Genomic DNA, 22218 nt, shown 5'->3' with positions numbered 1-22218 from the left:
GAGCGCGGAGCGAGAATCGAGGAGTGTTCGCCGGGAGACCGGACGGTCTATCGCCGGTCGACCGCGGTCTCGAGCGCCCGCCGGGTGTACGACTCCAGGAGTTGCGCGCGGTACGCGCCATCGGCCTGGATGTCGTCCATCATCTCGTCGGCACCGTACTCGTCCGTCGCCGCCTCGGCGGCCGTCGAGATGGCGTCCGTCGTCGGTTCGCTCCCCTCGAGTTCCGCTTCGACCGCGTCGAGTCGGACTGCCCGGTCGAGGGCGCCGTTGGCGGCGATGCCCGCCTCGGAGACCGTCTCGCCGTCGAACTCGAGGCGCGCCGCGACGCCGACCATCGCGTAACCCGAGGACGGACTTGGCTTCTTCTCGTAGGCCGCCACGCCGTTCTCCAGTTTCGGGAAGTCGATGCCGGTGAGAATCTCGTCCGGGCCGAGCGACGTCATGTAGACGCTGAGGAAGAAGTCGTCCGCAGCGAGTTCCCGGGTGCCCTCGGGGCCCTGGGCGTGAATCGTCGCGTCCGTCGCTACCACGACGGCCGGCAGGTCCGAGGCGGGGTCGGCGTGGGCGATGTTCCCCCCGACCGTGCCGCGGTTGCGGACCTGCGTGTCGCCGATCTCGCTCGTGGCCTCCTCGAGAACGGGGACGTGCTCCTCGACGGTGTCGTGGCCGACGACGTCCGAGTACCGGGTGCACGCGCCGATGTGGACGTGGTCTTCGCGTTCCTCGATGCCCGTAATCTCGTCTATCTCGCCGATGTCGACGATGACGTCCGGGGACGCCAGCCCCGACTTGATGGTCGGCACGAGGCTGTGACCGCCCGAGAGGATTGCCGGACTGTCCATGGCGTGTTCGTCCATCAGCGCAAGCGCCTCGTCGACGGAGTCGGGCCGGTAGTAGTCGAAGGAGTCGGGGTACATTACGACCCCTCCTCCGCGTCCTGAATCGCGTGCCAGACGCGCCTGTCGGTCATCGGCATCTCGACGTTCTCGACGCCGAACGGTTCGAGCGCGTCCACGACGGCGTTCGCCACCGCCGGCGTCGCGCCGATGGTCCCGGACTCGGCGACGCCCTTCACGCCGAGCGGGTTGTGTGGACTCGGTGTCTCGGTGCTGTCGAGTGTGAGGTCTGGCATGAGTGTCGTCTTCGGAACCGTGTAGTCCTGGAACGCCCCCGTGAGCAGGTTCCCGTTGTCGTCGTACACCGCGCCCTCGTAAAGCGCCTGGCCGATGCCCTGCGCGATGCCGCCCTGGATCTGGCCCTCGACGACCTGGGGGTTGATCTGGACGCCGCAGTCGTCGACGCCGATGTAGTCGAGCAGTTCCACCTCGCCCGTCTCGCCGTCGACTTCGACGACGACGACGTGCGTGCCGAACGCCCAGGTGAAGTTCTCGGGGTCGTAGTACGACGTCGCTTCGAGACCCGGTTCCATGTCCTCCGGGAGTTCCGTCGCGACCTGGGACTCCGTAGCGATGGCCTGCAGCGACATCGACCGGCCGGGCGCCCCGGAGACGTAGAACTCGCCGTCCTCGAACTCGACGTCCTCCGGACTCGCCTCGAGGTGGTGGGCCGCTATCTCGGTCGCCTTCTGGACGACCTTGTCGATGCTGTGCTTGATGGCGCCACCGCCAACCGGGGCGCTCCGGGAGCCGACGCTCCCCGTGCCGTCGGGAACCCTGTCTGTGTCCTTCCCCTCGTAGAGGGAGACGTCGTCGACCTCGATGCCGAGTTTGTCCGCGACGATCTGGCTGTGGGTCGTCTCGACGCCGGTGCCCGGGCTCGCCGTCCCGACGTAGGCGGTAACCTCGCCGGAGCCGTGGACCCGGATGGTGCTGGACTCCCAGTAGCTCGATTTCACGGCGGCGTCCGGGAGCCCCATTCCGAACATCTCGGAGAGACTCGACGGCGCGAGGCCGCCGGACTCGATGAAACAGGAGATGCCGATGCCGAGATACCGGTCCTCCTCGCGGAGCTCCGCCTGCCGCTCGCGGAGTTCCTCGTAGTCGGCCATGTCGAGGGCCTTGTCGAGGGCCTTCTCGTAGTCGCCGCTGTCGTAGGTGCTTCCCAGGCCGGTTTCGTAGGGGAACTGGTCGGGTTCGATTAGGTGGTCGCGGCGGTACTCCGCCGGGTCGACGTCGAGTTCGCGGGCGATTTTGTCGACCAGTCGTTCGAGCGTGCAGATGGCCTCCGCCCGCCCGACGCCGCGGTAGACGCCCGTCGGCGTCCGGTTCGTGTACACCGCGGTGCTGTCGAAGCGGATGGCGGGAATCTCGTACTGGCCCGACAGCAGCAGGCCGAACGTCGTCGACGGTGCGAGACAGCCCTTCGACCCGAGTTCGCCGCCCATGTCGGCGGTGGATTCGACGCGCAGACCGGTCATCCGGCCGTCCTCGTCGACGGCGGCCTCGGCCTCGACGTACTGACCGCGGCCGTGTTCGTCGGCCTGGAACGCTTCACCGCGCGTCTCGACCCACTTCACGGGCTGGTCCAGCTGCATCGCGCAGAACGCGGTCGCCACCTCGTCGGGGTAGACCATCGACTTGCTCCCGAACCCGCCGCCGATGTTCGGCGCCTGCACCCTGACCTTTCGCTCGGGGTGGTCGAGGACGTCCGCGAGCATCGTCTTGTGGAGGAACGGCTGCTGGCTCGGCGTGTGGACCGTCAACTGCTCGTCGTACGGGTCGTACTCGGCGAGCGCGCCCCGCGGTTCGAGTGCGTTCGGGACGATGCGCTGGTTCTCGTACTCGAAGCTGACCGTCCGGTCGGCCGCCTCGAACGCCTCCTCGACGGCCTCCTCGTCGCCGGTCCCCCACGTGAACGCGACGTTGTCGGGTCGCTCCTCGTGGAGCGTCGGCGCGTCCTCGTTGGCCGCCTCGACGGGGTCGGTGACGGTCTCCAGTCGCTCGTAGTTCACGTCCACGAGGTCGAGGGCGTTGTGCGCCGCGTAGCGGTCCGTCGCGACGACGGCAGCGACCGGCTTCCCCTGGTAGCGGACCTTGTCGCGGGCGAACAGGAGGTGTTCGGTCTCGGTGAGATTCGGCACGCGGTAGATCTGGGGGATGTCGCCCGGGACGCCCGCGGCCTCGACGTCCTCGTGCGTGAACACGGCGACCACGTCGTCGTGGGCCTCGGCGGCCTCCGTGTCGATGTCCTCGATGCGGGCGTGGGCGTACTCGCTGCGCACGAAGGACACGTACAGCATCCCCGGCCGCTTCAGGTCGTCGAGGTAGTCGCCGTGGCCGGTGATGAGTTCCAGGTCCTCGCGGCGCTCCATGGAGTCGCCGATGGACTCGCCCTCGGTGAACTCAGTCATCGCTCCCGCCCTCCCCTTTCGCGGCCGCCGACTCGACGGCGTTGACGATGTTCTCGTAGCCGGTGCAGCGGCAGATGTTCCCTTCGAGGGCCTCCCGGATCTCCTCACGGTCGGGGTCTGGGTTCTCCTCGAGGAGGCCATCGGCAGTCATCAACATCCCCGGCGTGCAGTAGCCACACTGGAGGCCGTGTTCTTCCCGGAAGCTCTCCTGGAGTGGATGGAGGTCGTCCTGATCACCGAGTCCCTCGACGGTGGTCACCTCGCGCCCGTCGGCTTGGACGGCGAAGAGGGTGCACGACTTGACCGGGTCGCCGTTGAGTTGCACCGTGCAGGCGCCACACATCGTGCTCTGGCAGCCCACCTTCGGCCCCGTGTAGTCGAGTTCCTCGCGAAGCGCGTGGACGAGCAGCGTCTCCGAGTCTACCGAAAGCGTCTGCTCTTCCCCGTTTACAGTGAGTGTTATGTCGTGTCTTGCCATTGTGACTCTCCCACAAGTCTCGTAGAATAATGCCAACACTGTATGAAAAAGGTATCGTCGGGGTAACCCAGTCCAGGCGGGCCAATCGAAGGTAATGAAGCCCGGTTCGTGTCACACTAAACACCGTTCACACGCGAACCCTTTTCTTGGTTCGGGATAACATACCCCCGATGAGCGATCTGGAGCCCCTGACGGAGGAGGAACAGGTGCAGAACTACGTCGGTGGTGGGTGGCAGTCACCGACAGGAGAGGACGGTCAGCCGGTCGTGAACCCGGCGACCAACGAGGAACTCGGCTACGTCGGTTACAGCTCCGAGAGCGACGTCGACGACGCCGTACAGCGCGGCCAGGAGGCGTTCGAGAGCTGGAGCAAGCGGCCCGTCGAGGAGCGCATCCAGCCGCTGTTCGCGTTCAAGCAACTGCTCGAGGACAATCAGGACGAACTCGCGGAGGTCCTCGTCCAGGAGCACGGCAAGAACGTCCACGAGGCGCGGGGTGAACTCCGCCGGGGTATCGAGAACGTCGAGGTGGCCTGTGGCATCCCGTCGATGATGCAGGCCGGTTCGCTCCCGAACGCGGCACCGAACATCGACGAGACGGCTGTCCGGCGGCCGCTCGGCGTGTTCACTGCCATCACGCCGTTCAACTTCCCGGGGATGATTCCGCTCTGGTTCCTCCCGTACGCTGTCGCCACCGGGAACAGCTTCATCCTCAAGCCCAGTGAGCAGGACCCGCTGGTCGCCGAGAAGATCTTCGAACTCATCGACAAGGCCGGCTTCCCGGACGGCGTCGTCCAGCTCGTCCACGGGAGCGTGGACACGGTGAACACGCTGCTCGAACACGAGGGCATCGCGGGCGTCTCCTTCGTCGGCAGCACGCCCGTCGCACGGCACGTCTACGAGACGGCAGCCGAGCACGGCAAGCGCGTGCAGTCCCAGGGCGGTGCGAAGAACCACGTCATCGTCACGGAGAGCGCGGACCTGGAGTTCGCCGCCCAGAAGACCGTCTCCTCGTCGTACGCCTGCGGCGGGGAGCGCTGTCTCGCGAACGACGTCGCGCTCGTCGAGGAGTCCGTCTACGAGGAGTTCACGGACCTCGTCGTGGAGGCCGCGGAGAACCAGACGGTCGGGTACGGTCTGGACGAGGACACCGACATCGGGGCGCTCATCACCCCCGACCACGTCGACTCCGTCCGGAACTACATCGAGACCGGTGTCCAGGAGGGCGCCGACCTGCTCGTCGACGGCCGCGACGTCACCGTCGAGGGCTACGAGAACGGCAACTTCCTCGGCCCGACCGTCTTCGGCGACGTGACCGAGGACATGGTCATCGCCCGCGAGGAGGTGTTCGGACCGGTGCTCGCCCTCGCCTCCGTCGAGGACGTCGACGCCGGCATCGAGCGCCTCAACACCAGCGACTTCGGGAACGCCGCCAGCCTGTTCACGGGCCGTGGCGCCGACGCCCGGAAGTTCCGTCACGAGGCTGACGTCGGGAACCTCGGTGTCAACGTCGGGACGTCCGCGCCGATGGCGTTCTTCCACTTCGGCGGCCGCAAGGACTCGTTCTTCGGCGACCTGCACGCCCAGGGCGAGGACATGATCCACTTCTACACCGACAAGCACGTCTACATCGAGCGCTGGCCGGACGCCTGAGTCGCGCTCGAACCACTCGGTTCGGCGAACTGCCACCGGCACCGCCTCCAGAACGTGACTGGTATCTTACCACTCTATCTCTCTCCGAAGCAGTACTGGGTTGTAACTGCCGAATGTTGCCTCTACCTCCGGTTTCGATCCCAGTGACAGCTATCGGCGCGCCGATAGCTCCCCCAAACGCTTTTGTGAACTGGAGGGCATCTTTAATACGTGTCACAATCTCTAACATACCTGAAGGAAACCGAGCGCAAAGCTCTCGAGATTCCGGAGGACGTGACGGACTCCGTCCACGACATCCTCTCGGAGGTCCGGGAGTCGGGCGACGACGCCATCCGGGAGTTCACGCGCCGCTGGGACGACGTCGAGCGCGACGACCTGCGCGTGGGTGACGAGGAGATACAGGCCGCCCACGACGACCTCTCGGCCGACGAGAAGGAGACCATCGACCACACCATCGCGAACGTGCACCGGTTCCACGAAGAGCAGCGCGAGCACCTCCAGTCCTTCGAGAAGGAGTTCCAGGAGGGCGTCCACCTCGGCCAGCGCATCGTCCCAATCGAGACGGCCGGCGTCTACATCCCCGGTGGTCGCCACCCGCTGGTCGCCGCGCCCGCGATGTCCATCGTTCCCGCGAAGGTCGCCGGCGTCGACCGCGTCGTCGCCTGTGCGCCGCCCCAGTCCGACGGCTCCATCCAGTCCGCGCAACTGTACGCGATGGACCAGGCGGGCGCCGACGACATCTTCGTCGCCGGCGGCGCACAGGCCATCGGGGCGATGGCCTACGGCACGGACACCATCCCCGCCGTCGACAAGGTAGCGGGCCCGGGCAACATCTTCACGACGGAGGCGAAACGGCAGGTGTACGGCCACGTCGGCATCGACTTCCTCGCCGGCCCGACTGAGGTGCTCATCATCGCCGACGAAACCGTCGATGCGGGGCTCGTCGCGACCGACCTGCTCGCGCAGGCCGAGCACGACCCGAACTCGCGGGCGGTACTCATCGACCTCGACGAGGACCACGCGAACGCCGTGGTCGACGAACTCCACGACCAGCTCCCCGGCATCCGTACCGAGGACGTGGCCCGCGAGTCCTGGGAAGAGAACGGCGAGGTCATCGTCGCCGACGACCGCGACGCCGCCGTCGAGGCCGCCAACGACTACGCGATGGAGCACCTCCAGTTGATGGTCGAGAACCCGCGCGAACTCGTCGACGACCTCCGGAACTACGGCTCGCTGTTCATCGGCGAGCACTCGCCCGTCGTCTTCGGCGACAAGGCCGTCGGCACCAACCACAGCCTGCCGACGCTCGAAGTGTCGAAGTACAGCGGCGGCATCTGGGTCGGGACGTACCTGAAGACGCTCACCCACCAGGAGGCGACCAGAGAGGGCGCTGGCGAGGTCGCGAAGTGGGCGGCCCGTATCTGTGAACTGGAGGGGACCCACGCCCACCAGCTCTCCGCGGAGGCCCGCCTCCTCGACGACGAATAGCAGCTACTCTCCCTCCGTTCTCCGGGTAGTGCTGTCCAGTACACCCCTATCGTTATAATCACGCCACGCCATGAGAAGTGTGAACCTATGGCTGACATCGTCGACCTCACTCAGGAGATATACGAGGGGCAACCAGTGTACCACACCCACCAGCAGACGGTGACGTGGCGGGACACTTCCTTCGAGGACATCGACTACATGCTCCGCAAGGAACTTGACGACGACCCGCCGTTCACGTTCGAGACGAACGCCCTGCTCATCTGCGAGCACGGCCCGACGCACGTCGACGCCCCACGGCACTACAGCGAGGACGGCGACTCCATCGAGGAGATGTCCCTCGACACGTTCCGCTCCCCCGGGAAGGCCATCGACGTTTCGCACCGTGGGCCGGGTGAGTACATCACGGCTGACGACATCGAGGCCGCCTGCGAGGACGCCGGGGTGACTGTCGAGGAGGGGGACACCGTCCTGCTCAGGACGGGTCACTACGACGAGACCCACCCGACGCGGGAGTACTCGGCGAACTACCCAGGGCTGGACAAAGCGGCGACCCAGTGGCTCGTCGACCACGGCGTCGTCAACTTCGGCGTGGACCAGCCGAGCCCCGACACGCCCGACGACCCGACCTACCCCTGCCACACGCTCTGCCGGGAGCACGACCTCCCACACATGGAGAACCTCCGGAACATCGACGAAGTCGTCGGCGAGGAGTTCACGTTCCTCGGCCTCCCGCTCCCCATCCGCGACGGCACCGGTTCGCCCATCCGCGCTGTCGCCATCCGCGAGGAGTGACCACGGGTAGAGTGCGAAAGAACAGTAGAATCGGTTCTAGGCAACGCCTGGGCCCGCTCAGGTGCCGGTGACCGCCACGGGGCGGTCGGTCGTGAGGATGACGGACTGCGTGACGCTGCCGAACACCGCCTTTCCGGCGGGACTTCGTTTCCGACCACCCAGCACGACGAGGTCGGCGTCGATGTCGTCGGCGACGGTGACGATGCCTTCCACGGGGTCCTCCCGGGCGTCCTCCTCGGTCACGCTGTAGCCGGCCTCGGTGAGCGTACGGTCGGCGTGGCGGACCGACTGGATGCGGTCCGGTTTCTGGAGGTCGCGGGACCCCTTCCGGTTCTCGACGGCGTGGACGACGGTGACCTCCACCTCGTCCGCCGTCCCCGGTAGCGACTTCACGAACTCGACCTGTTTGGTCACTCTGTCCTCGTCGTCGCCGACCGCCACGAGTACCCGGTACATGCGAGTAGTTCGGCGCAGCGGCTGCTTATAGGTTGCCCCGAGGACGCACAATAACGGTCAGAAGCAGGGGTTCAGCGGCGGGCGGTTCGGGGGTCTACTGGATGGTCAGCAGTTCCTTCACGCGGCCGGTGTCCTCGGCCTCGTCGGGCGTCCCCTCGTAGACGACTTCGCCGTCGACCATCCCGTAGATTCGGTCGGACAGTTCGTACACCAGCTTCGTCGACTGCTCGACCAGTAGGACCGTCTTCTCGCCTTTCAGGTCGGCGATAGCGTCCCTGACGTCCTCGGCGATGCGGGGCGCCAGTCCCTCGGTGGGTTCGTCGATGAGGATGATCTCGTTGTCCTCCATCAGCGCGCGAGCGATGGTCAACATCTGCTGCTCGCCGCCGCTCAGGTGGCCGCCCTTGCTCTCGTACAGCTCCCGGAGCTTCGGGAATCGCTCGGTCACTGCCTCCATGCGCTTCTCGGTCCGGGAGGCGGACATCGACGTCGCGGCCATCTTCAGGTTCTCCCGCACGGTCAGTCCGGCGAAGATGTCCCGCTCCTCGGGGGCGTAGCCAATCCCCCGGCTCGCGATGTCTTGGGTGTCCATCCGGGTGATGTCGTCGCCCCGGAACGTGATCGTGCCGTCCTTGACCTCGGCGAGGTTGAGGATCGACCGGAGCGTCGTCGTCTTCCCGACGCCGTTCCGCCCGACGATGGAGACGACCTCGCCCGGCTCCACGTTGAGGTTCACGTCGAACAGGACCTGGGTCTCCCCGTAGTAGGCGTCTACGTCCGAGACCTCAAGCATAGATGCTGTCCTCCCCGAGGTAGACGCTCTGGACGCGCTCATTGTTGCGGATTTCGTCGACAGTGCCGTCCGCGATCAGTTCGCCCTCGTGGAGGACGGAGATGCGGTCGGAGAGCCCCATCACGACGTCCATCTTGTGCTCCACGAGGAGGATGGTGTGGTCGTCGGACACCGAGCGGATGAACTCCGACACCTCGTGCATCTCCTCCTCCGGGAGGCCGGCCGTCGGCTCGTCGAGCAACAGCAACGCCGGGTCGAGCGCGATGGCCATCCCGATCTCGAGGCGTCGCTTGTTCCCGTACGAGAGATTGGCCGCCACCGTCTGGCGGTTCTCGTGGAGTTTCAGCTCCTCGAGGATGTCGTGGGTCTCGTCGATGATCTCCTGGTCGTCGGTGACCTTCTGCATGATCCCTCGTTGGCCGTCCGTCTCGCGAGACTGGACCGCCAGCCGCACGTTCTCGAAAGTGGTCAGCTCGGGGAAGACGTTCGATATCTGGAACACGCGCCCAATCCCGCGCTGGACGCGCTCGTACGGTTCGAGGTCGGTGACGTCCGACCCGCCGAACGTGATGGTCCCTTCTGACGCCTCGTACTCGCCGGTGATGAGATTGAAGAACGTCGTCTTGCCGGCCCCGTTCGGGCCGATGATGCTCGCGATCTCGCCCTCGTTGACGTGGTAGTCCACCGAGTCGACGGCGGCGAACGAGCCGAATCGCTTCGTTAGTCCTTTTGTTTGCAGTAGTGGCATTGTAGCGGAAACCGGTGTTCAGGTGGCGTTACGTGTAGAGGTCGCCGCCGCACTCGGGGAGCAGGTCCCTGCCACCCTGGGTGTCTTCGAAGGCGAAGATGTCCCACTCGTCCTCCTGCTCGGACTGGGGTTTGCCCTGGACGATGTACCAGTCCTGGATGGCCTGGTTGTCGCAGTCGCGCCACTCCTCGCCGGTCTTGGTGTGCTGGAACGACGGGCTCTCGTTGATGGCGCTCGTGATGTCCTCGGGTTCGAGGCTCTCCGCGCTGTTGACCGCGCGCTCGAACTCCTTGGTCGCGGTGTAACAGACCGCGGAGTAGGAGTCGCCGGGGTTGTCGAACTCGTCGGACATCTTCTGGGCGAACTCGTTGGTGGCCGGGTTGTCGGCGTTCGCGTTGTACTGGATGCCGGCGTAGATGTTGTCCCACTGGTCCAGACCGGCGCGCCGCGCGACGGTCACCGTCGTCAGGCCGATGAAGATCTCCTTGTTCTCGTGGAGTCCGAACTCGCGGGCCTGGCTGAGCGACGTCGCCTGGTCGGCGCCGAGGTTCTGGATGAACAGCACGTCCGCGTCGGAGTTCTCCGCGGAGGAGAGCTGCGAGGAGAAGTCGCTCGCGCCGAGCGGCGCGGCGACCTCGCCGTCGATGGTGCCGCCGAGTTCCTGGAACGCGTTCTTCTGGTGTTTCCAGGAGTCCTGGCCCCACGCGTAGTCGGCGTAGAGGCCGTACATGGTCTCGCCGAGGTTCTCGTGGATGAACGCGGCGTTCGCGTACTGGGTCTGGTAGTTCAGCGCGTACGGCGTGTACGAGCAGTCGTAGAGGTTCTCTTCGGTGTGGAAGTCCGGGATCGTCTGGCAGCCCGCCATGTACGGGATACCGGCCTCTTTGGCCTGCGTATTCGTCTGCAGTGAGATGCCTCCCGAGAGGTTCGCCACGAGCAGGTCGATGTCCTCGTTGTTGATGAGGTCACGGATGCGCCGTGCGCTCGTGTCCCCGTTAAGCTCCGTGTCGCGGTCGACGACCTCGACCTCGTCTCCGTTCAGGCCGCCGTTCTCGTTGATCTCCTTGACTGCGAGGTCGACGCCCTGCTTCTGTGTCTTCGCCTCCTCGCTGTAGGCGCCCGTGTACGGGAACGCCGTCCCCAGCTTGACCGTTCCGCTGCCGCCACCCGACAGCACGTCGAGACAGCCGCTCAGTCCCGTGATGCCGACGAGTCCTCCTGCCCCCGATGCTTTGATGACGTCGCGCCGCGAGACGCCGCTGCTCCTCCGCGTTTCGCTTGCCGAATTCTCCCCGTTCATGAATGTGCGTGAATCTCTATCATAGACATCCCTGATAAATGTTTCTCTAAAACGTGCCACGTAGACGATAAGAGACAGAAATCCGGCATAATTTCGTGCGACCCGAGGTTAAACCAGTCCCCCAGGGAGTGCATCGTCAGTTACCCGGACCTATTTGCCGCATCTCGGACTGCACGCGCGCCGTGTCGTCCGAAGGGGCGACTCCGTCAATCCAGTGACTCCCCCACAAATATAACAAATTCAATAGTATCGTTCTCCCGGTGGCTGTGGACCGGTTCTTCCGTTACCGGGAACAACTATTTGCCGCCGTCCGCTCACGTAGCACCTATGCTAGACGGACTCACCGCATTCGTCACCGGCGGTAGCCAGGGCATCGGCCGGGAGATAGCCGTGACGTTGGCCGACGAGGGTGCGAACGTCGCCGTGGCGGCGCGCAGCGACGGCATCTACGAGACGGCCGACGAAATCGGCGAGGGCGCGCTCCCGGTCGAGACCGACGTCACCGACGAGGCGTCCGTGGCGTCGTCCATCGAGGCGACGGTCGACGAGTTCGGTGGCCTCGACTGCCTCGTGAACAACAGCGGCATCGCCGGTCCCACGGCCCCCGTCGAGGAGGTGACGGTCGACGAGTGGCAGCAGACGATGGACGTCAACGTGATGGGGATGTTCCTCACCACGAAACACGCCGCCGAACACCTCCGGGAGAGCGACGCCGGAAGTGTCGTCAACCTCTCCTCGATCAGCGGGAAGCGCCCGCTCCCCAACCGAACGCCGTACACGGCGTCGAAGATGGCGGTCATCGGACTCACGCGAACGCTCGCCTTCGAACTCGGGGAGGACGACGTCACCGTCAACGCCATCTGTCCCGGCGCGACGAAGGGCCCCAGAATCGAGAGCGTCATCGAGAAGCAGGCCGAGAAGATGGACGTCTCCTACGAGGAGGCCAAACGCCGCGTGTTCACCGAGGACGCGGCGCTCGGCGAACTCGTCGTCCCCGAGGACATCGCGAACCAGGTCGTCTACCTCGCCAGCGAGAAGGGCCGCCACGTCACCGCGCAGGACGTCAACGTCGACGGCGGCAGCGTCTGGTACTGACGTCGCCGACGGGACAGCCGCTCGTTCTCTCGGCAGTGGTAGTTTTTCGCAGTGGCGACTGAGAACAGACCAGGGAAGGGGCTGCGTGCGGGCTACTCGAGTCCACCCAGGGACTTGCCGAAGATGCCCTGGGGGCGCAGGATGAGGAACAGCGCCATCACGATGAAGATGGCGACGTCGGTCATCGGGGGCCAGATGAGGTACGAGAGCGCGCTCGCCTCGCCGACGAGCACTGCCGCGATGATGGACCCGCGGAAGCTGTTGAGGCCGCCGATGACGACCACGACGAAGCTCTGCACGACGATGGTCGTCCCGACCTCGGGGTAGACGCTGATCATCGGCGCGTGGAGGATGCCCGCCAGACCCGCGATGCCGACGCCGAGCGCGAAGACGAACGTGTAGACGCGGTCGATGTCGATGCCGAGGGCCTTCACCATGTCGCGGTTCTCCGTGGCCGCGCGGATGATCATCCCGATGTCCGTCCGCTGGAGGAACAGCCAGACGGCGAGGGAGACGACGACCGCCATCCCGATGACGAACAGCCGGTACGCGGGGTAGTTGATGATGCCCAGGCCCACCGAGAAGCTGAGCAGGGAGGGCGTGCTGATGGTCTGGCTACCGACCCCCCAGACGAGCCGGATGACCTCGTGGAGGACGAGCATCACCCCGAAGGTCAACAGCAACGACGCTATCAGGTCGCGGTCGTAGAGCGGCCGTATCACGGTCACCTCGGTGGCCACCCCCACGGCGGCCGTCGCCAGCAGGGCGACCAGCAACGCCGCGAAGAACGCCCACGGCCCGGAGATCATCTGCAGGGCGGCGAGCCCGAAGTAGATGCCGAGGCCGTAGTACGCTCCGTGGGCGAAGTTGACGACGCCCATCAGCCCGAAGATGATAGTCAGTCCCATCGCCGTCAGTGCGAAGATGCTCGCCAGCGAGAGGCCGTTCAGTACCTGAATCAGGAATTGGCTTGTGGATACCATGTTACGTTCGACTCCGTGTAGTGGTGTGGGTGGTCGCCGGTTCGACTGCGCCGCCTGCGCGTCCGTCTGTTCTGTGGCGTTCAGTCATCGCTGCGTGGAGGCACCTCGTGGATGGTGTACGACGTGCGGTCAGAGACGTAGTTCCGGAGCGTCCCGACGATGCCCTCCGGGAGGAACAGCACCAGCGAGATGAAGATGAGGCCGACGATGAGCTGCCAGTGGTCGGTGAAGGCGCTGATCTCGTCGACCACCCAGTAGTAGGACATCGTCCCGACGACCGGACCGAGGAACGACCCGAGGCCGCCGAGCAGCAGGAAGAAGTTGACCTCCCCGGAGAGCACCCAGTTGAGCGTGCTCAGACCGACGAAGTTGAGGTAGACCGGGTAGAGGGTGCCGCCGAGGCCCGCGAAGCCCGCGCTGGCGACGAACGCGATCATCCGGTAGCGCTGGACGTTGTAGCCGAGGAAGTTCGCGCGTTCCTCGTTCTCCCGGACCGCGTTGAAGACGTGGCCGAGTTTCGACTGCTTGAGCCGCCTGATCGCGAGCACGCTCAGGGTGAAGATGAAGAACACGAAGAGGAAGAACAGCATCTCGGAGGTGACCAGCCCACCGAGTCCCTCCTCGAACTCGAGCACGAAGACGCCTGGAATTCCGAGCTTCGGCGTCGAGAGCCCGTAGAGGCCGTCGTCGCCGCCGGTGACGGACTCCCACTGGAAGAACGTGAAGTAGACCATCTGCTGGAACGCCAGCGTGATGAGCGCCAGGTACGTCCCTCGCCGCCGGAGAGAGAGCGCACCGATGATGATGCCGCCGACGACGGCGAGCAGGGTCCCGGTGACGATGCCGAAGAAGCCGAGGTAGGCCGGGGCGTCGACGTGGACGAGCCAGAACGCCGAGCCGTACGCGCCGAGTCCGAAGAAGGCGGCGTGGCCGAACGTCAGCATGCCCGTCTCCCCCAGCGAGATGTAGTAGCCCATCGCGAACATCGCGAAGATCAACACGTGTGTGGTGAGCGAGAAGTTCCCCGTGAGGAACAGGGGGAAGAGTATGAGCGCGAAAAGCAACAGTATCTCCCGCCCAGCGACCATGGACGCGGTTCTCTCTAGCCAACCCGACTCTTGCTCCTTGCTCTCCATTACCAAAGGAAGCGGCACCCGTTCACTATAAAGGTACCGTTCAAATCTCTTACGTTGACACATAATATATTACACGAGCAGTCCAAAATCTCTCTCCCGTAGGGCGCAGAACTAACGGCTGTCCAGGCGAACCTCTGGTTTCTGTCGGAACAACCATCATTTCAGTGGGTGACCGAGAGATTGGATTCCGCGGGTCACAAACGCCACCGGTTGCCCAGGTGTTGCCGACGCAAGCGTTCAGTAGCCGGAACCCGCCCGAACACCGACCCGCTGGGGCGGGTAGCGCTGTAGTTCGCGTGCGAGTGCGTCGACGTCCTCGACTCCGGCGAACGGGTAGAGACAGTCGATATACGGAAGTGCCGTCGCCATTCCTGCCGCCGTCGGCTCGTACTCCCCCGACTTCGCGAGGGGGTTCAACCAGACGACCAGCGAGGCACGCCGCGCCAACCACGCCATCCCGGACTCCAGTTCGTCGAGGTCGCCCATCTCCAGTCCGTCGCTGAGTACGACCGCGACCGTCCGCCGGTCCACGACGTCCGGGTCGGTTCGTCGCACCGACTCGATGGCGTGGCCGATCCGCGTGCCGCCACCCCACGCCGCCTCGGCGTCCTCGAGGGCGGTGAACGTCGCGTCGGCCGTCTCGGCGTCGAGCGCGTCGGTGACGTCCCTGACGTCCGTGTCGAAGATGAACGACCGCGCGGACCGCCAGGACTGGTGGACGGCCCGGAGGAACCCGACCAGGAACGACCTGTCGAGGACGTCCAGCATCGACCGGCTCACGTCCGCGAACACGACGCCGCGGACCTCGCTCCGTCTCCGCTGGAGTTCCGGGACGGACGTGAGGACACCGCCCGTCGCGACGCTCGACCGCAGCGCCCGCCTGACGTCCGGCCGCGACCCCGACTCCGTGTGCTCGGGCAGCCGCCCCGCGAGCGTCGCGAGCACCCCGGTGAGGCGCTCGGTCGCTGCCGCCGTCGCCTCCTCCGCCGAGAGCGACGTCGCTGCGACCGACTCGGAGGCGCCCACGGGGCTGTACTGGGCCATCTCGTAGACGTCCGCGGGGTCGCTCTCCTGTTCGCCGACCGAGAGTTCGCTCCCGCTGGCGCCGTCGGACTCCCCGGGGAGTTCGTCGACTGTCTCGGACTCTGCTGGATCCGAATCCACGTCGAAGCCGAACCCCTCGTCGTCCGCCAGGTCGGACGCATCGTCCTGGCTCCCCGCAGTCGCGTCCTGGATGCGGTCCCAGAACTGCTCGAACAGCTGGTCGAACAGGTCCCGGTCGTCCGCCCGCGTAAGCACCGCGGCGCGCAAGCCCAGGCGTGTCCGCTCCTTCTCAGTCAGACCGACCGCCGACAGCGCCTCGGCGGCCGAGATGGCGGCGTTCGCGGGGACCGCGGCGCCCGCCGCTCGCAGCGCGCGGACGAACGTTACGAGTTCGCCGTGTACGGACTCCTCGAACAGTCGGACGGGCGACTCATCTCCCGGCCCGTCACCCGCCATCTGATCCGTCGCCCTGGCTCCCCGCCCCGTTCGCCGACGCGGTCGGGCGCTCGGCCAGAAGCTCCGCTATCAGGTCATCGTCGACGCGCTCGACGTCATCGGCCTCCTTCAGGAGGCAGGCGAGCGTGCGCTTGACCTCCGGGACCGAGAGGTCGTCCCCCTCGGCGTGGTAGGCCGCGATGGCCCGCGCCCAGTCGAGCGTCTCCGAGATGCCGGGCTGTTTGCGGAGCGAGGTCCCCCGGAGCCCCTGGACGAACCCCACGACGTCGTCGACCAGCGCGGCCTCCAGCTCGGGGACCTTCCGCTCGACGATGGTGCGTTCCTTCTCGTAGTCCGGCGGTTCGATGTAGAGGTAGAGACACCGCCGCTTCAGCGCGTCGCTGAGCCCCCGGGTCCGGTTGGACGTGATGACGACGATGGGCGCCACGTCGGCGCTCACGGTGCCGATTTCGGGCACGGACACCTGGAAGTCGCTCAGCACCTCGAGCAGCAGCGCCTCGAACGCTTCGTCCGCGCGGTCCACCTCGTCGATGAGGAGTACCGGCGGCGCTTCCGTACCGGCGCGCAGCGCGCGCAGCAGCGGCCGCTCGAGCAGGTACTCCTCGGAGAAGACGGAGTCGCTCTCCGCGCCGCCGCTCTCCCCGGCGCTGGCGCGCGTCTGGACGGCCAGCAACTGTTTCGTGTAGTTCCACTCGTAGAGCGAGTTCTCGGCGGTGAGTCCCTCGTAACACTGGAGGCGGACGAGTTCGGACTGGAGCGCGGACGCCAGCACCTTCGCTATCTCAGTCTTCCCGGCGCCCGGCGGCCCCTCGACCAGCAGCGGTTTCTCCAGGCGCATCGCGAGGCTCACCGTGGTGACGATCTCGTCGCCGGCGACGTAGTCGGCCGCCTCGAAGGCCGCTCTGAGGTCTGACTCGGATTCGATGACTGACTGGCTGGTTCCCGGATTCATTGTGTGCCGGTTACGGACGAGACCACCCGAGCGTGGCGCTCCGGTGCGGGCGGACCGCTGCTGTCATAGCAGATCCCGGATGCGGTCCCGGACGCCGGTGTCGTCCTCGTTGACGTCGCTGATCTTGCTCTGGACCTGCTTGAAGAACCGCTTGACGACCCGGTTGGCGACCGGGTTGATGATGCGCTGGCCCATGTTCGCGATGCGACCGAAGACGTCCGTGTCCGCCCACCACTCGACGTCGACGCCGTCGTCGACCTCGTGCAGTGTCATGCCGGAGGTCATGTCGAAACTGCTGTTGCTGGACTGGCCCTGCCCCGAGGCGTCCATCTCGGGCATCTCGCGCCTGTCGATGGTGATGACCGTCTCGAAGCGGGGTTTGACGCTGCCGACGCTCAACTGCAGGAGCGCCGCATAGTGGCCCCCCTCCTTGAACGCCCGCTCGGCGACGTCCTCCGGGTCCGCGTCCGGGAGCGTGGGCGGGTCATCGCGCTCCTCGGCCTCGGCCTGTAATGCCTCGAAGTCCACGTCCGAGGGGTCCGCGGAGTCGACCTCCACGAGGAACTGACAGCCCGGCAGCGCGTTCTTGATCATGACCGGGTCGGAGAACGCCAGCCAAACCTCCTTGGTCGTCGCACCCTCCAGCGTGAACGTCCCGTCGAACTCCATCGATTACCGCCCCCCGCGTACAAGTGGTGTGATAGCACTCATCGTGTTTACACCGGAAAAATTGCGTCCACGAGTATAAACGCTTGCCCTTCTGTGAGCTCCGAGCGAGGAGTGTGTTCTGTCACAGGCGGACGAGACCGCCCGACGGAACGACCCCGAATCGGTACTGCCGAAACGAGACTGCGCGCTGCCGAGCCAACAGGAGGCGTCGTTAGTTCGTCGCGAGCGAACGGCCCTGGGCTCCGGTCACGCCTCGACCACCTCGACGAAGTTCCCGTCCGGGTCCTCGAAGAAGAGGATGGTCGCGCCGCTCTGGGTCTGCTGCGGCTCGCTGACAGTGTCGACGTCGTCGGGCAGGTCCGCGTGGAACGCGTCGATGTCTTCGACGGTGAAGCCGACGTGTTTCGCCCCGCGCTGGGTGATGGCGTCAGCGCTCACGTCGTCGCCCGCGGGGTCGTACTCGATGAGTTCGACGAGCCCGTCGCCCGCGTCGAGGTGGGCGAAGTCGCCGGTGACGCCGTCTGCGTCGACGGCCGTGCCGATTCCGTCGCCGGAGACCGTGAACTCCGCGGCGACGTCGAAGCCGAGCGTGTCGCGGTAGAACGAGACCGACTCCTCGAGGTCGCTCACGACGATGCCGACGTGGTGCATCCGTAGCTCCGTCATACCCCACGCTACACCGCGCGCCCCCAAAGTTCCCACCGGTGCAGTGTTCTCGGCGAACTCTCGTCGGTCGCCCCTAGAGTTAGGGAACGCAACACCGTAGGAGACGACGAATGCCCACGACAGCGGCGGTCGTCACGGTCGGCGACGAACTGCTCGCCGGCGACATCGAGAACTCGAACGCGACCTGGCTGGCCAGCCGCCTGACCGACCGCGGCGTCCGGGTTCGACAGATCCGCGTCGTCCCCGACGAGGTCGACGAAATCGCCGACGCGGTGGCCGAACTGGGACAGTCGTGTACGTTCGTCGTGACCACGGGCGGTCTCGGGTCGACGCCCGACGACGTCACCGTCGACGCGGTGGCCAGGGCCCTCGAACGGTCGCTCGAACCTCACCCGGAGGCCAGGGAGCAGGTCCAGGCAGCCGTCGAAGAAATCCGGAAGGAGTACCCGGAGTTCGACCACGACGTGGAGGCGGGGTCCCAGTATCCCGCGGGCGCCCAGATTGTCCCGAACGAGGAGGGAATCGTCCCGGGTTGCGTCTGCGGGAACGTCTACGTTCTCCCCGGAATCCCCGACGAGATGGAGGCCGTCTTCGGAGTCGTCGAGGCGGATTTCAGCGGCGCCACGCGCTCGCGGACGGCCTACTCCCGGACCCCCGAGAGCCACCTCAACGACCTGCTGAACGACGTCCGGGAGCGCGTCGCGCCCACTGTCCCAGTCGGCCCCTCGGAGGAACACGCCGGCTTCCCGGGACCGTGTCCGTCTCGCCGGAGACGCTGACTGCGCTCCTCCGGGATTACGTCGAATCGTTCGAGGCGCAGGGGTTCGAGCGCGTCGTCGTCCTCCCGGGACACGGTGGATGGTTTCCCGTCGTCGACGCCGCGTTCCCGGAACTGGCGCGAGAGACGGACGTCCACGTGGTCGCGGTCACGGGGCTCCGGCGCTTCATGGAACTGCTCGAGGCGGGGCTCCGGGAGGCGGGCATCGAGGTCGACGAGCCAGTCAGCCACGCCGGCGCGAGCGAGACGGCGATGGTGCTCGCTCTCGCTCCGGAACTCGTCGCAGAGGACCTCCCCGAGGGCTACACGGACCATGTGTCCGCGGCGGCGCTGTTCGCGGAAGGAGTGGAGACGCACGCGGAGAACGGCGTCCTCGGCGACGCCCGCCCCGCGACCGCCGAGGCTGGTGAGACGCTCCTGGAATTCGTAGCGGACGCACACGCCGACTACGTTCGCGACGAGTTCGCAGCGCTCCGGGATGCGGGGTCGTCAGGAGTGGAAGGGTAGCTCAGAAGGTGATCGGACCCGGAATCTAGTCGAGAACGGGGCGCGAGTGGAGACGGCGAAGTCCGCGCTGGCTCGCAACCAGAAACGGCTGGTTGTATACCCCCGTTCACCGCCGACAGAGTGTGTTAATGTCAGAAGTTTATATAAACGACTTCGCTTATCGAGGGTTGATACAACTGCCCGTAGAGTAGGATAACCTTGCGTAAATGATGGAATAAGTATGGTCGTCTTACCCTGACACTCGTCGACCGGAACGGAATTTCGGGTCGTTAGGTCGGTCGTAGATAGACGACCGACTGTTCCCATCAGTTGGGACACACCCGAGGGACTTTTGCCACCACGAGACAGCTACTCGATATGACTCTGGTCGTCCCCTTCGACGGGTCGGAGCTCGCCGCGGCGGCACTGGTGCGCGCTGCGGAGTTCAGCGCGGTCCTCGAGGAGCCGGTGCTCGCCGTGAGCGTGGTTCCGGAGGGCGGGGCGAGCTTCGCCCGCGAGCGAGACCTGATCGACGCCGACGAGCAGTTCGAGATGGAGACGGTCGTGGCGAGACTCCGCGAGGCCGTGCGCTCGCTCTGCCCCGACGCGGAGTTTCGCCACCTCGTCGTCGACCGGTACGCTCGCGCGGGGACGGTGGCCAAGCGGGTGCGACGGGTGGCACGCGAAGCCGAGGCGTCGATGGTGTTCATCGGCAGCGAGAACGCCGGCCGGATGGTCACGACGGTGAGCTGCGTCGGCGCGAGCGTCGCGGCAGACGACGCCTACGACGTCGTCATCGTCCGCCACCGGAGCCCGACGAAGATTGCGAAACTCCGTGAGGCCACTCCGCGGGCGGAATTGGACACCGGCGTCTACGGACCCGAGTGACGCGGCCTCCGGACGCCGCTCGCCGTCGTGGATGTGCGGAGTGACCAGTACGCGACGGCGACGAGGAGCGCGTCCCCGAGCGTCGTCAGCACCGCCGTGGAGGCGAACAGCCCCGCGGCGTTCCCGACCGATGCGACGTGGTCCGGACTGTGGACGACGAAGTGGAACAGCCCCTCGAAGGCGACGCCGCCGACGCCAGCGAGCAGGACGAGCCAGTAGCCGAGCCGCTGCCGACCGCCGACCAGCGCGAGCAGGCCGGCGACGGGTGCGAGAAACAACACGACTCCTGCGTAGACGCCCTGCCACTCCACGTACGGCACCGGAATCGAGGCGTGCGCCCAGCCGTGGCCGAGCGTGAGCGCGAGGTGGACGGCAACGGCGCCCGCGACCAGCCGATCGTCGCAGTTCACCGTTCCCCTGTTCCGCTCCCGTATCGGGTCTCGAGCCACTCCTCCCACGTCACCGACCCGACCGTTCGGTCGGGGCAGGTGCCCTCGCCCGCGCGGAATCCGCCGGCGACCTTTCCCGGGAGGGGCAGGCGGACGATTAGGCGACGGAGCCCTCTCGCGGCGCGGTACGCCGTTGCGAGTTCGCCGAGCGTCAGCACCTCCGGGCCGCCTACCGGCGGCACTCGGCCCGCGGGGTCCGCCGCCGCGTGCTCGACGATGGCGTCCGCGGCGTCCTCGACGGCGATGGGCTGGACCCGTAGCCTGGTGGGGAGCGGCCACACCGGGAGACGTGACACGCCGTCGAGCAGGTCACCGACGAAGGAGTGGAACTGCGTCGCGCGGACGATTGTCGTGGGCACGTCGCTCGTCTCGATGATTTCCTCCGCCTCCCGCTTGTGCTGGTAGTAGGAGAACGGAATCTCGTCGACGCCGACGATGGAGACGTAGAGGAAGTTGGAAACGCCCGCTTCAGTCGCCGCCTCGACCAGGCGTTCGGTGCCGCGCACGTCGACGGCCTCGCTGTCTCCCTGTGGGGCAGTCGCCGCGTGCACGACGACGTCAACGTCACTCACCGCATCTTCCACGCCTGTTCCGTCGGTCAGGTCGAGCGTCTGCCATCTCGCGTCGCCGTCGGTCGGCGGCGACCGACTCGCCGCGAGCACGTCGTGTCCGTCGGCCTGGAGTCGCGGGAGCAACGTCGCTCCGAGCGTCCCCGTTGCGCCAGTGAGCAGGGTCCGAGTGGGCATCACGTGGGACTTCGCGCCGGGCCACGATGTTTCAACTGCCGGACGCGTCTGTGGGGTTTAAGTCGCGGAGCGTGGGACCATCGCGTATGAACCACGTCCGCCTGACCCTCGACGCGGGCGGCCGCGAGGCCGAGATACACCCGATGTTCGACCTCATCGTCAACGCGCCGTACGTCGACCGGGCGACCGCGATGCACTGGAACTTCTCCGGTGACGAACTCGGCATCATGCACTACGTGGAGGGCGACCGGGAGCCGTTCGAGGCGGCCATCGCGGAGATTCCCGAGGTGCTCGACTACGAACTCACGCCCGCCGGGCCCAACGACTTCTACGTCTACATCAGGGACGCGACCAACGAGGCGGTCCGGGAACTGTTCGAACTCGTCGACCACGGCCCGGTCGTCGCGATACCCCCGATAGAGTACGCCGCGGACGGGACGGTGTCGTACTCCGCGTTTGGGCCCGCGGCGGACATCCAGGCGGTCGTCGAACGAATCCCCGACCCGATCGACGTGACTGTCACGGAGGTCGGCGGGATGGAGCGGGTGCCCGGCGTGCTCGACTCGCTGTTGAGCGACCGCCAGCGGGAGGCCCTCGACGCCGCGTTCACTCTGGGCTACTACGAGATTCCCCGCACGGCCAGCCACGAGGACGTCGCCGACGCCATCGGCTGCGCACCGAGCACGGCGGCCGAACACCTGCGAAAGGCCGAGTCGACGCAGCTCAGGTCGTTCCTCGGGGACTGACTACCCGGACGGACCTCCTGGGTCGGCCCGGACAATAGTTTATGGGCAAATGACGGTTTTCGAGCGTCGGGTGGCAGAGGATTGGACGCTCCGTTCTGAGGGTGACG

At 66.3% G+C, this 22218-nt stretch carries 21 protein-coding genes and 1 pseudogene; 7 read left to right on the top strand and 15 right to left on the bottom strand.

Annotated elements, in window-relative coordinates; all coding sequences use genetic code 11:
• Positions 1 to 47: 47 nt before the first annotated feature.
• Genes HALDL1_10320 through HALDL1_10310 form a run of 3 tightly spaced genes read right to left on the bottom strand, consistent with a single transcriptional unit; the run spans position 48 to position 3788 of the window.
• Complete coding sequence (locus HALDL1_10320; GenBank protein ID AHG03953.1) at positions 48 to 917, bottom strand: molybdopterin dehydrogenase; 870 nt, start codon at positions 915 to 917, stop codon at positions 48 to 50.
• Positions 917 to 3310, bottom strand: coding sequence for a carbon-monoxide dehydrogenase (locus HALDL1_10315; protein AHG03952.1), 2394 nt, complete (start codon positions 3308 to 3310; stop codon positions 917 to 919). Before HALDL1_10315 ends, HALDL1_10320 begins: the two co-directional genes overlap by 1 nt.
• Complete coding sequence (locus HALDL1_10310; protein ID AHG03951.1) at positions 3303 to 3788, bottom strand: carbon monoxide dehydrogenase; 486 nt, start codon at positions 3786 to 3788, stop codon at positions 3303 to 3305. The genes HALDL1_10315 and HALDL1_10310 overlap by 8 nt, the downstream gene beginning before the upstream one ends.
• Before the next feature lie 170 nt (positions 3789 to 3958).
• Between HALDL1_10310 and HALDL1_10305 the strand changes: the two genes are divergently transcribed.
• The 3 genes from HALDL1_10305 to HALDL1_10295 all read left to right on the top strand — a co-directional run bounded on the left by HALDL1_10305 (position 3959) and on the right by HALDL1_10295 (position 7720).
• Positions 3959 to 5440, top strand: coding sequence for a methylmalonate-semialdehyde dehydrogenase (locus tag HALDL1_10305; GenBank protein ID AHG03950.1), 1482 nt, complete (start codon positions 3959 to 3961; stop codon positions 5438 to 5440).
• A 210-nt stretch (positions 5441 to 5650) separates the two neighbouring features.
• Positions 5651 to 6928, top strand: coding sequence for a histidinol dehydrogenase (locus tag HALDL1_10300; GenBank protein AHG03949.1), 1278 nt, complete (start codon positions 5651 to 5653; stop codon positions 6926 to 6928).
• Positions 6929 to 7015: 87 nt separating this feature from the next.
• On the top strand, positions 7016 to 7720 hold the full coding sequence (locus HALDL1_10295) for a cyclase (protein ID AHG03948.1): 705 nt from the start codon (positions 7016 to 7018) through the stop codon (positions 7718 to 7720).
• A 57-nt stretch (positions 7721 to 7777) separates the two neighbouring features.
• On the opposite strand, the gene HALDL1_10290 is transcribed toward HALDL1_10295, so the two are convergent.
• The 4 genes from HALDL1_10290 to HALDL1_10275 form a co-directional block, all read right to left on the bottom strand.
• The gene (locus tag HALDL1_10290) at positions 7778 to 8176 is read right to left on the bottom strand and encodes a universal stress protein UspA (GenBank protein ID AHG03947.1); all 399 of its coding nucleotides are present in this window, start codon (positions 8174 to 8176) and stop codon (positions 7778 to 7780) included.
• Positions 8177 to 8270: 94 nt separating this feature from the next.
• Complete coding sequence (locus HALDL1_10285) at positions 8271 to 9011, bottom strand: branched-chain amino acid ABC transporter ATP-binding protein (GenBank protein AHG03946.1); 741 nt, start codon at positions 9009 to 9011, stop codon at positions 8271 to 8273.
• Positions 8962 to 9717 carry an amino acid ABC transporter ATP-binding protein gene (locus tag HALDL1_10280; protein ID AHG03945.1) on the bottom strand — a complete coding sequence of 252 codons (756 nt, stop codon included), beginning with the start codon at positions 9715 to 9717 and terminating at the stop codon, positions 8962 to 8964. Before HALDL1_10280 ends, HALDL1_10285 begins: the two co-directional genes overlap by 50 nt.
• Before the next feature lie 28 nt (positions 9718 to 9745).
• Positions 9746 to 11017, bottom strand: coding sequence for a hypothetical protein (locus HALDL1_10275; protein ID AHG05282.1), 1272 nt, complete (start codon positions 11015 to 11017; stop codon positions 9746 to 9748).
• A 327-nt stretch (positions 11018 to 11344) separates the two neighbouring features.
• Between HALDL1_10275 and HALDL1_10270 the strand changes: the two genes are divergently transcribed.
• The gene (locus HALDL1_10270; GenBank protein ID AHG03944.1) at positions 11345 to 12112 is read left to right on the top strand and encodes a short-chain dehydrogenase; all 768 of its coding nucleotides are present in this window, start codon (positions 11345 to 11347) and stop codon (positions 12110 to 12112) included.
• Positions 12113 to 12204: 92 nt separating this feature from the next.
• Here HALDL1_10270 and HALDL1_10265 read toward each other — a convergent pair whose 3' ends face one another.
• From HALDL1_10265 to HALDL1_10240, 6 genes are all read right to left on the bottom strand, one after another.
• The gene (locus tag HALDL1_10265; GenBank protein ID AHG03943.1) at positions 12205 to 13095 is read right to left on the bottom strand and encodes an ABC transporter permease; all 891 of its coding nucleotides are present in this window, start codon (positions 13093 to 13095) and stop codon (positions 12205 to 12207) included.
• Positions 13096 to 13175: 80 nt separating this feature from the next.
• Complete coding sequence (locus HALDL1_10260) at positions 13176 to 14231, bottom strand: inner-membrane translocator (protein AHG03942.1); 1056 nt, start codon at positions 14229 to 14231, stop codon at positions 13176 to 13178.
• A gap of 237 nt (positions 14232 to 14468) precedes the next feature.
• Positions 14469 to 15731 carry a hypothetical protein gene (locus HALDL1_10255; protein ID AHG05281.1) on the bottom strand — a complete coding sequence of 421 codons (1263 nt, stop codon included), beginning with the start codon at positions 15729 to 15731 and terminating at the stop codon, positions 14469 to 14471.
• Positions 15721 to 16683: an ATPase gene (locus HALDL1_10250; protein ID AHG03941.1), complete on the bottom strand. Its 963-nt coding sequence runs from the start codon at positions 16681 to 16683 to the stop codon at positions 15721 to 15723. The genes HALDL1_10255 and HALDL1_10250 overlap by 11 nt, the downstream gene beginning before the upstream one ends.
• A 63-nt stretch (positions 16684 to 16746) precedes the next feature.
• On the bottom strand, positions 16747 to 17352 hold the full coding sequence (locus HALDL1_10245; GenBank protein AHG03940.1) for a carbon monoxide dehydrogenase subunit G: 606 nt from the start codon (positions 17350 to 17352) through the stop codon (positions 16747 to 16749).
• A gap of 246 nt (positions 17353 to 17598) precedes the next feature.
• The gene (locus tag HALDL1_10240; GenBank protein AHG03939.1) at positions 17599 to 18018 is read right to left on the bottom strand and encodes a lactoylglutathione lyase; all 420 of its coding nucleotides are present in this window, start codon (positions 18016 to 18018) and stop codon (positions 17599 to 17601) included.
• Positions 18019 to 18128: 110 nt separating this feature from the next.
• On the opposite strand from HALDL1_10240, the pseudogene HALDL1_10230 reads away from it, so the two are divergent.
• Positions 18129 to 19303: pseudogene (locus HALDL1_10230) on the top strand (creatinine amidohydrolase).
• 357 nt (positions 19304 to 19660) lie between these two features.
• On the top strand, positions 19661 to 20170 hold the full coding sequence (locus HALDL1_10225; GenBank protein AHG03938.1) for a universal stress protein: 510 nt from the start codon (positions 19661 to 19663) through the stop codon (positions 20168 to 20170).
• Here the strand turns inward: HALDL1_10225 and HALDL1_10220 are convergent.
• Together HALDL1_10220 and HALDL1_10215 are read right to left on the bottom strand one after the other, a co-directional pair.
• The gene (locus tag HALDL1_10220; GenBank protein ID AHG05280.1) at positions 20155 to 20580 is read right to left on the bottom strand and encodes a hypothetical protein; all 426 of its coding nucleotides are present in this window, start codon (positions 20578 to 20580) and stop codon (positions 20155 to 20157) included. The two genes, HALDL1_10225 and HALDL1_10220, sit on opposite strands and share 16 nt — an antisense overlap.
• A complete protein-coding gene (locus tag HALDL1_10215) occupies positions 20577 to 21365 on the bottom strand; it encodes an epimerase (GenBank protein AHG03937.1) in 789 nt (262 codons plus the stop codon). Before HALDL1_10215 ends, HALDL1_10220 begins: the two co-directional genes overlap by 4 nt.
• Positions 21366 to 21451: 86 nt before the next feature.
• On the opposite strand from HALDL1_10215, the gene HALDL1_10210 reads away from it, so the two are divergent.
• Positions 21452 to 22111 carry a DNA-binding protein gene (locus tag HALDL1_10210; protein ID AHG03936.1) on the top strand — a complete coding sequence of 220 codons (660 nt, stop codon included), beginning with the start codon at positions 21452 to 21454 and terminating at the stop codon, positions 22109 to 22111.
• Positions 22112 to 22218 lie beyond the last annotated feature (107 nt).

This window comes from Halobacterium sp. DL1, from assembly GCA_000230955.3.
GTDB lineage: Archaea > Halobacteriota > Halobacteria > Halobacteriales > Halobacteriaceae > Halobacterium.
Note: the sequence above shows the minus strand (reverse complement) of the source record. Positions and strands in the feature narration are given on the sequence as shown.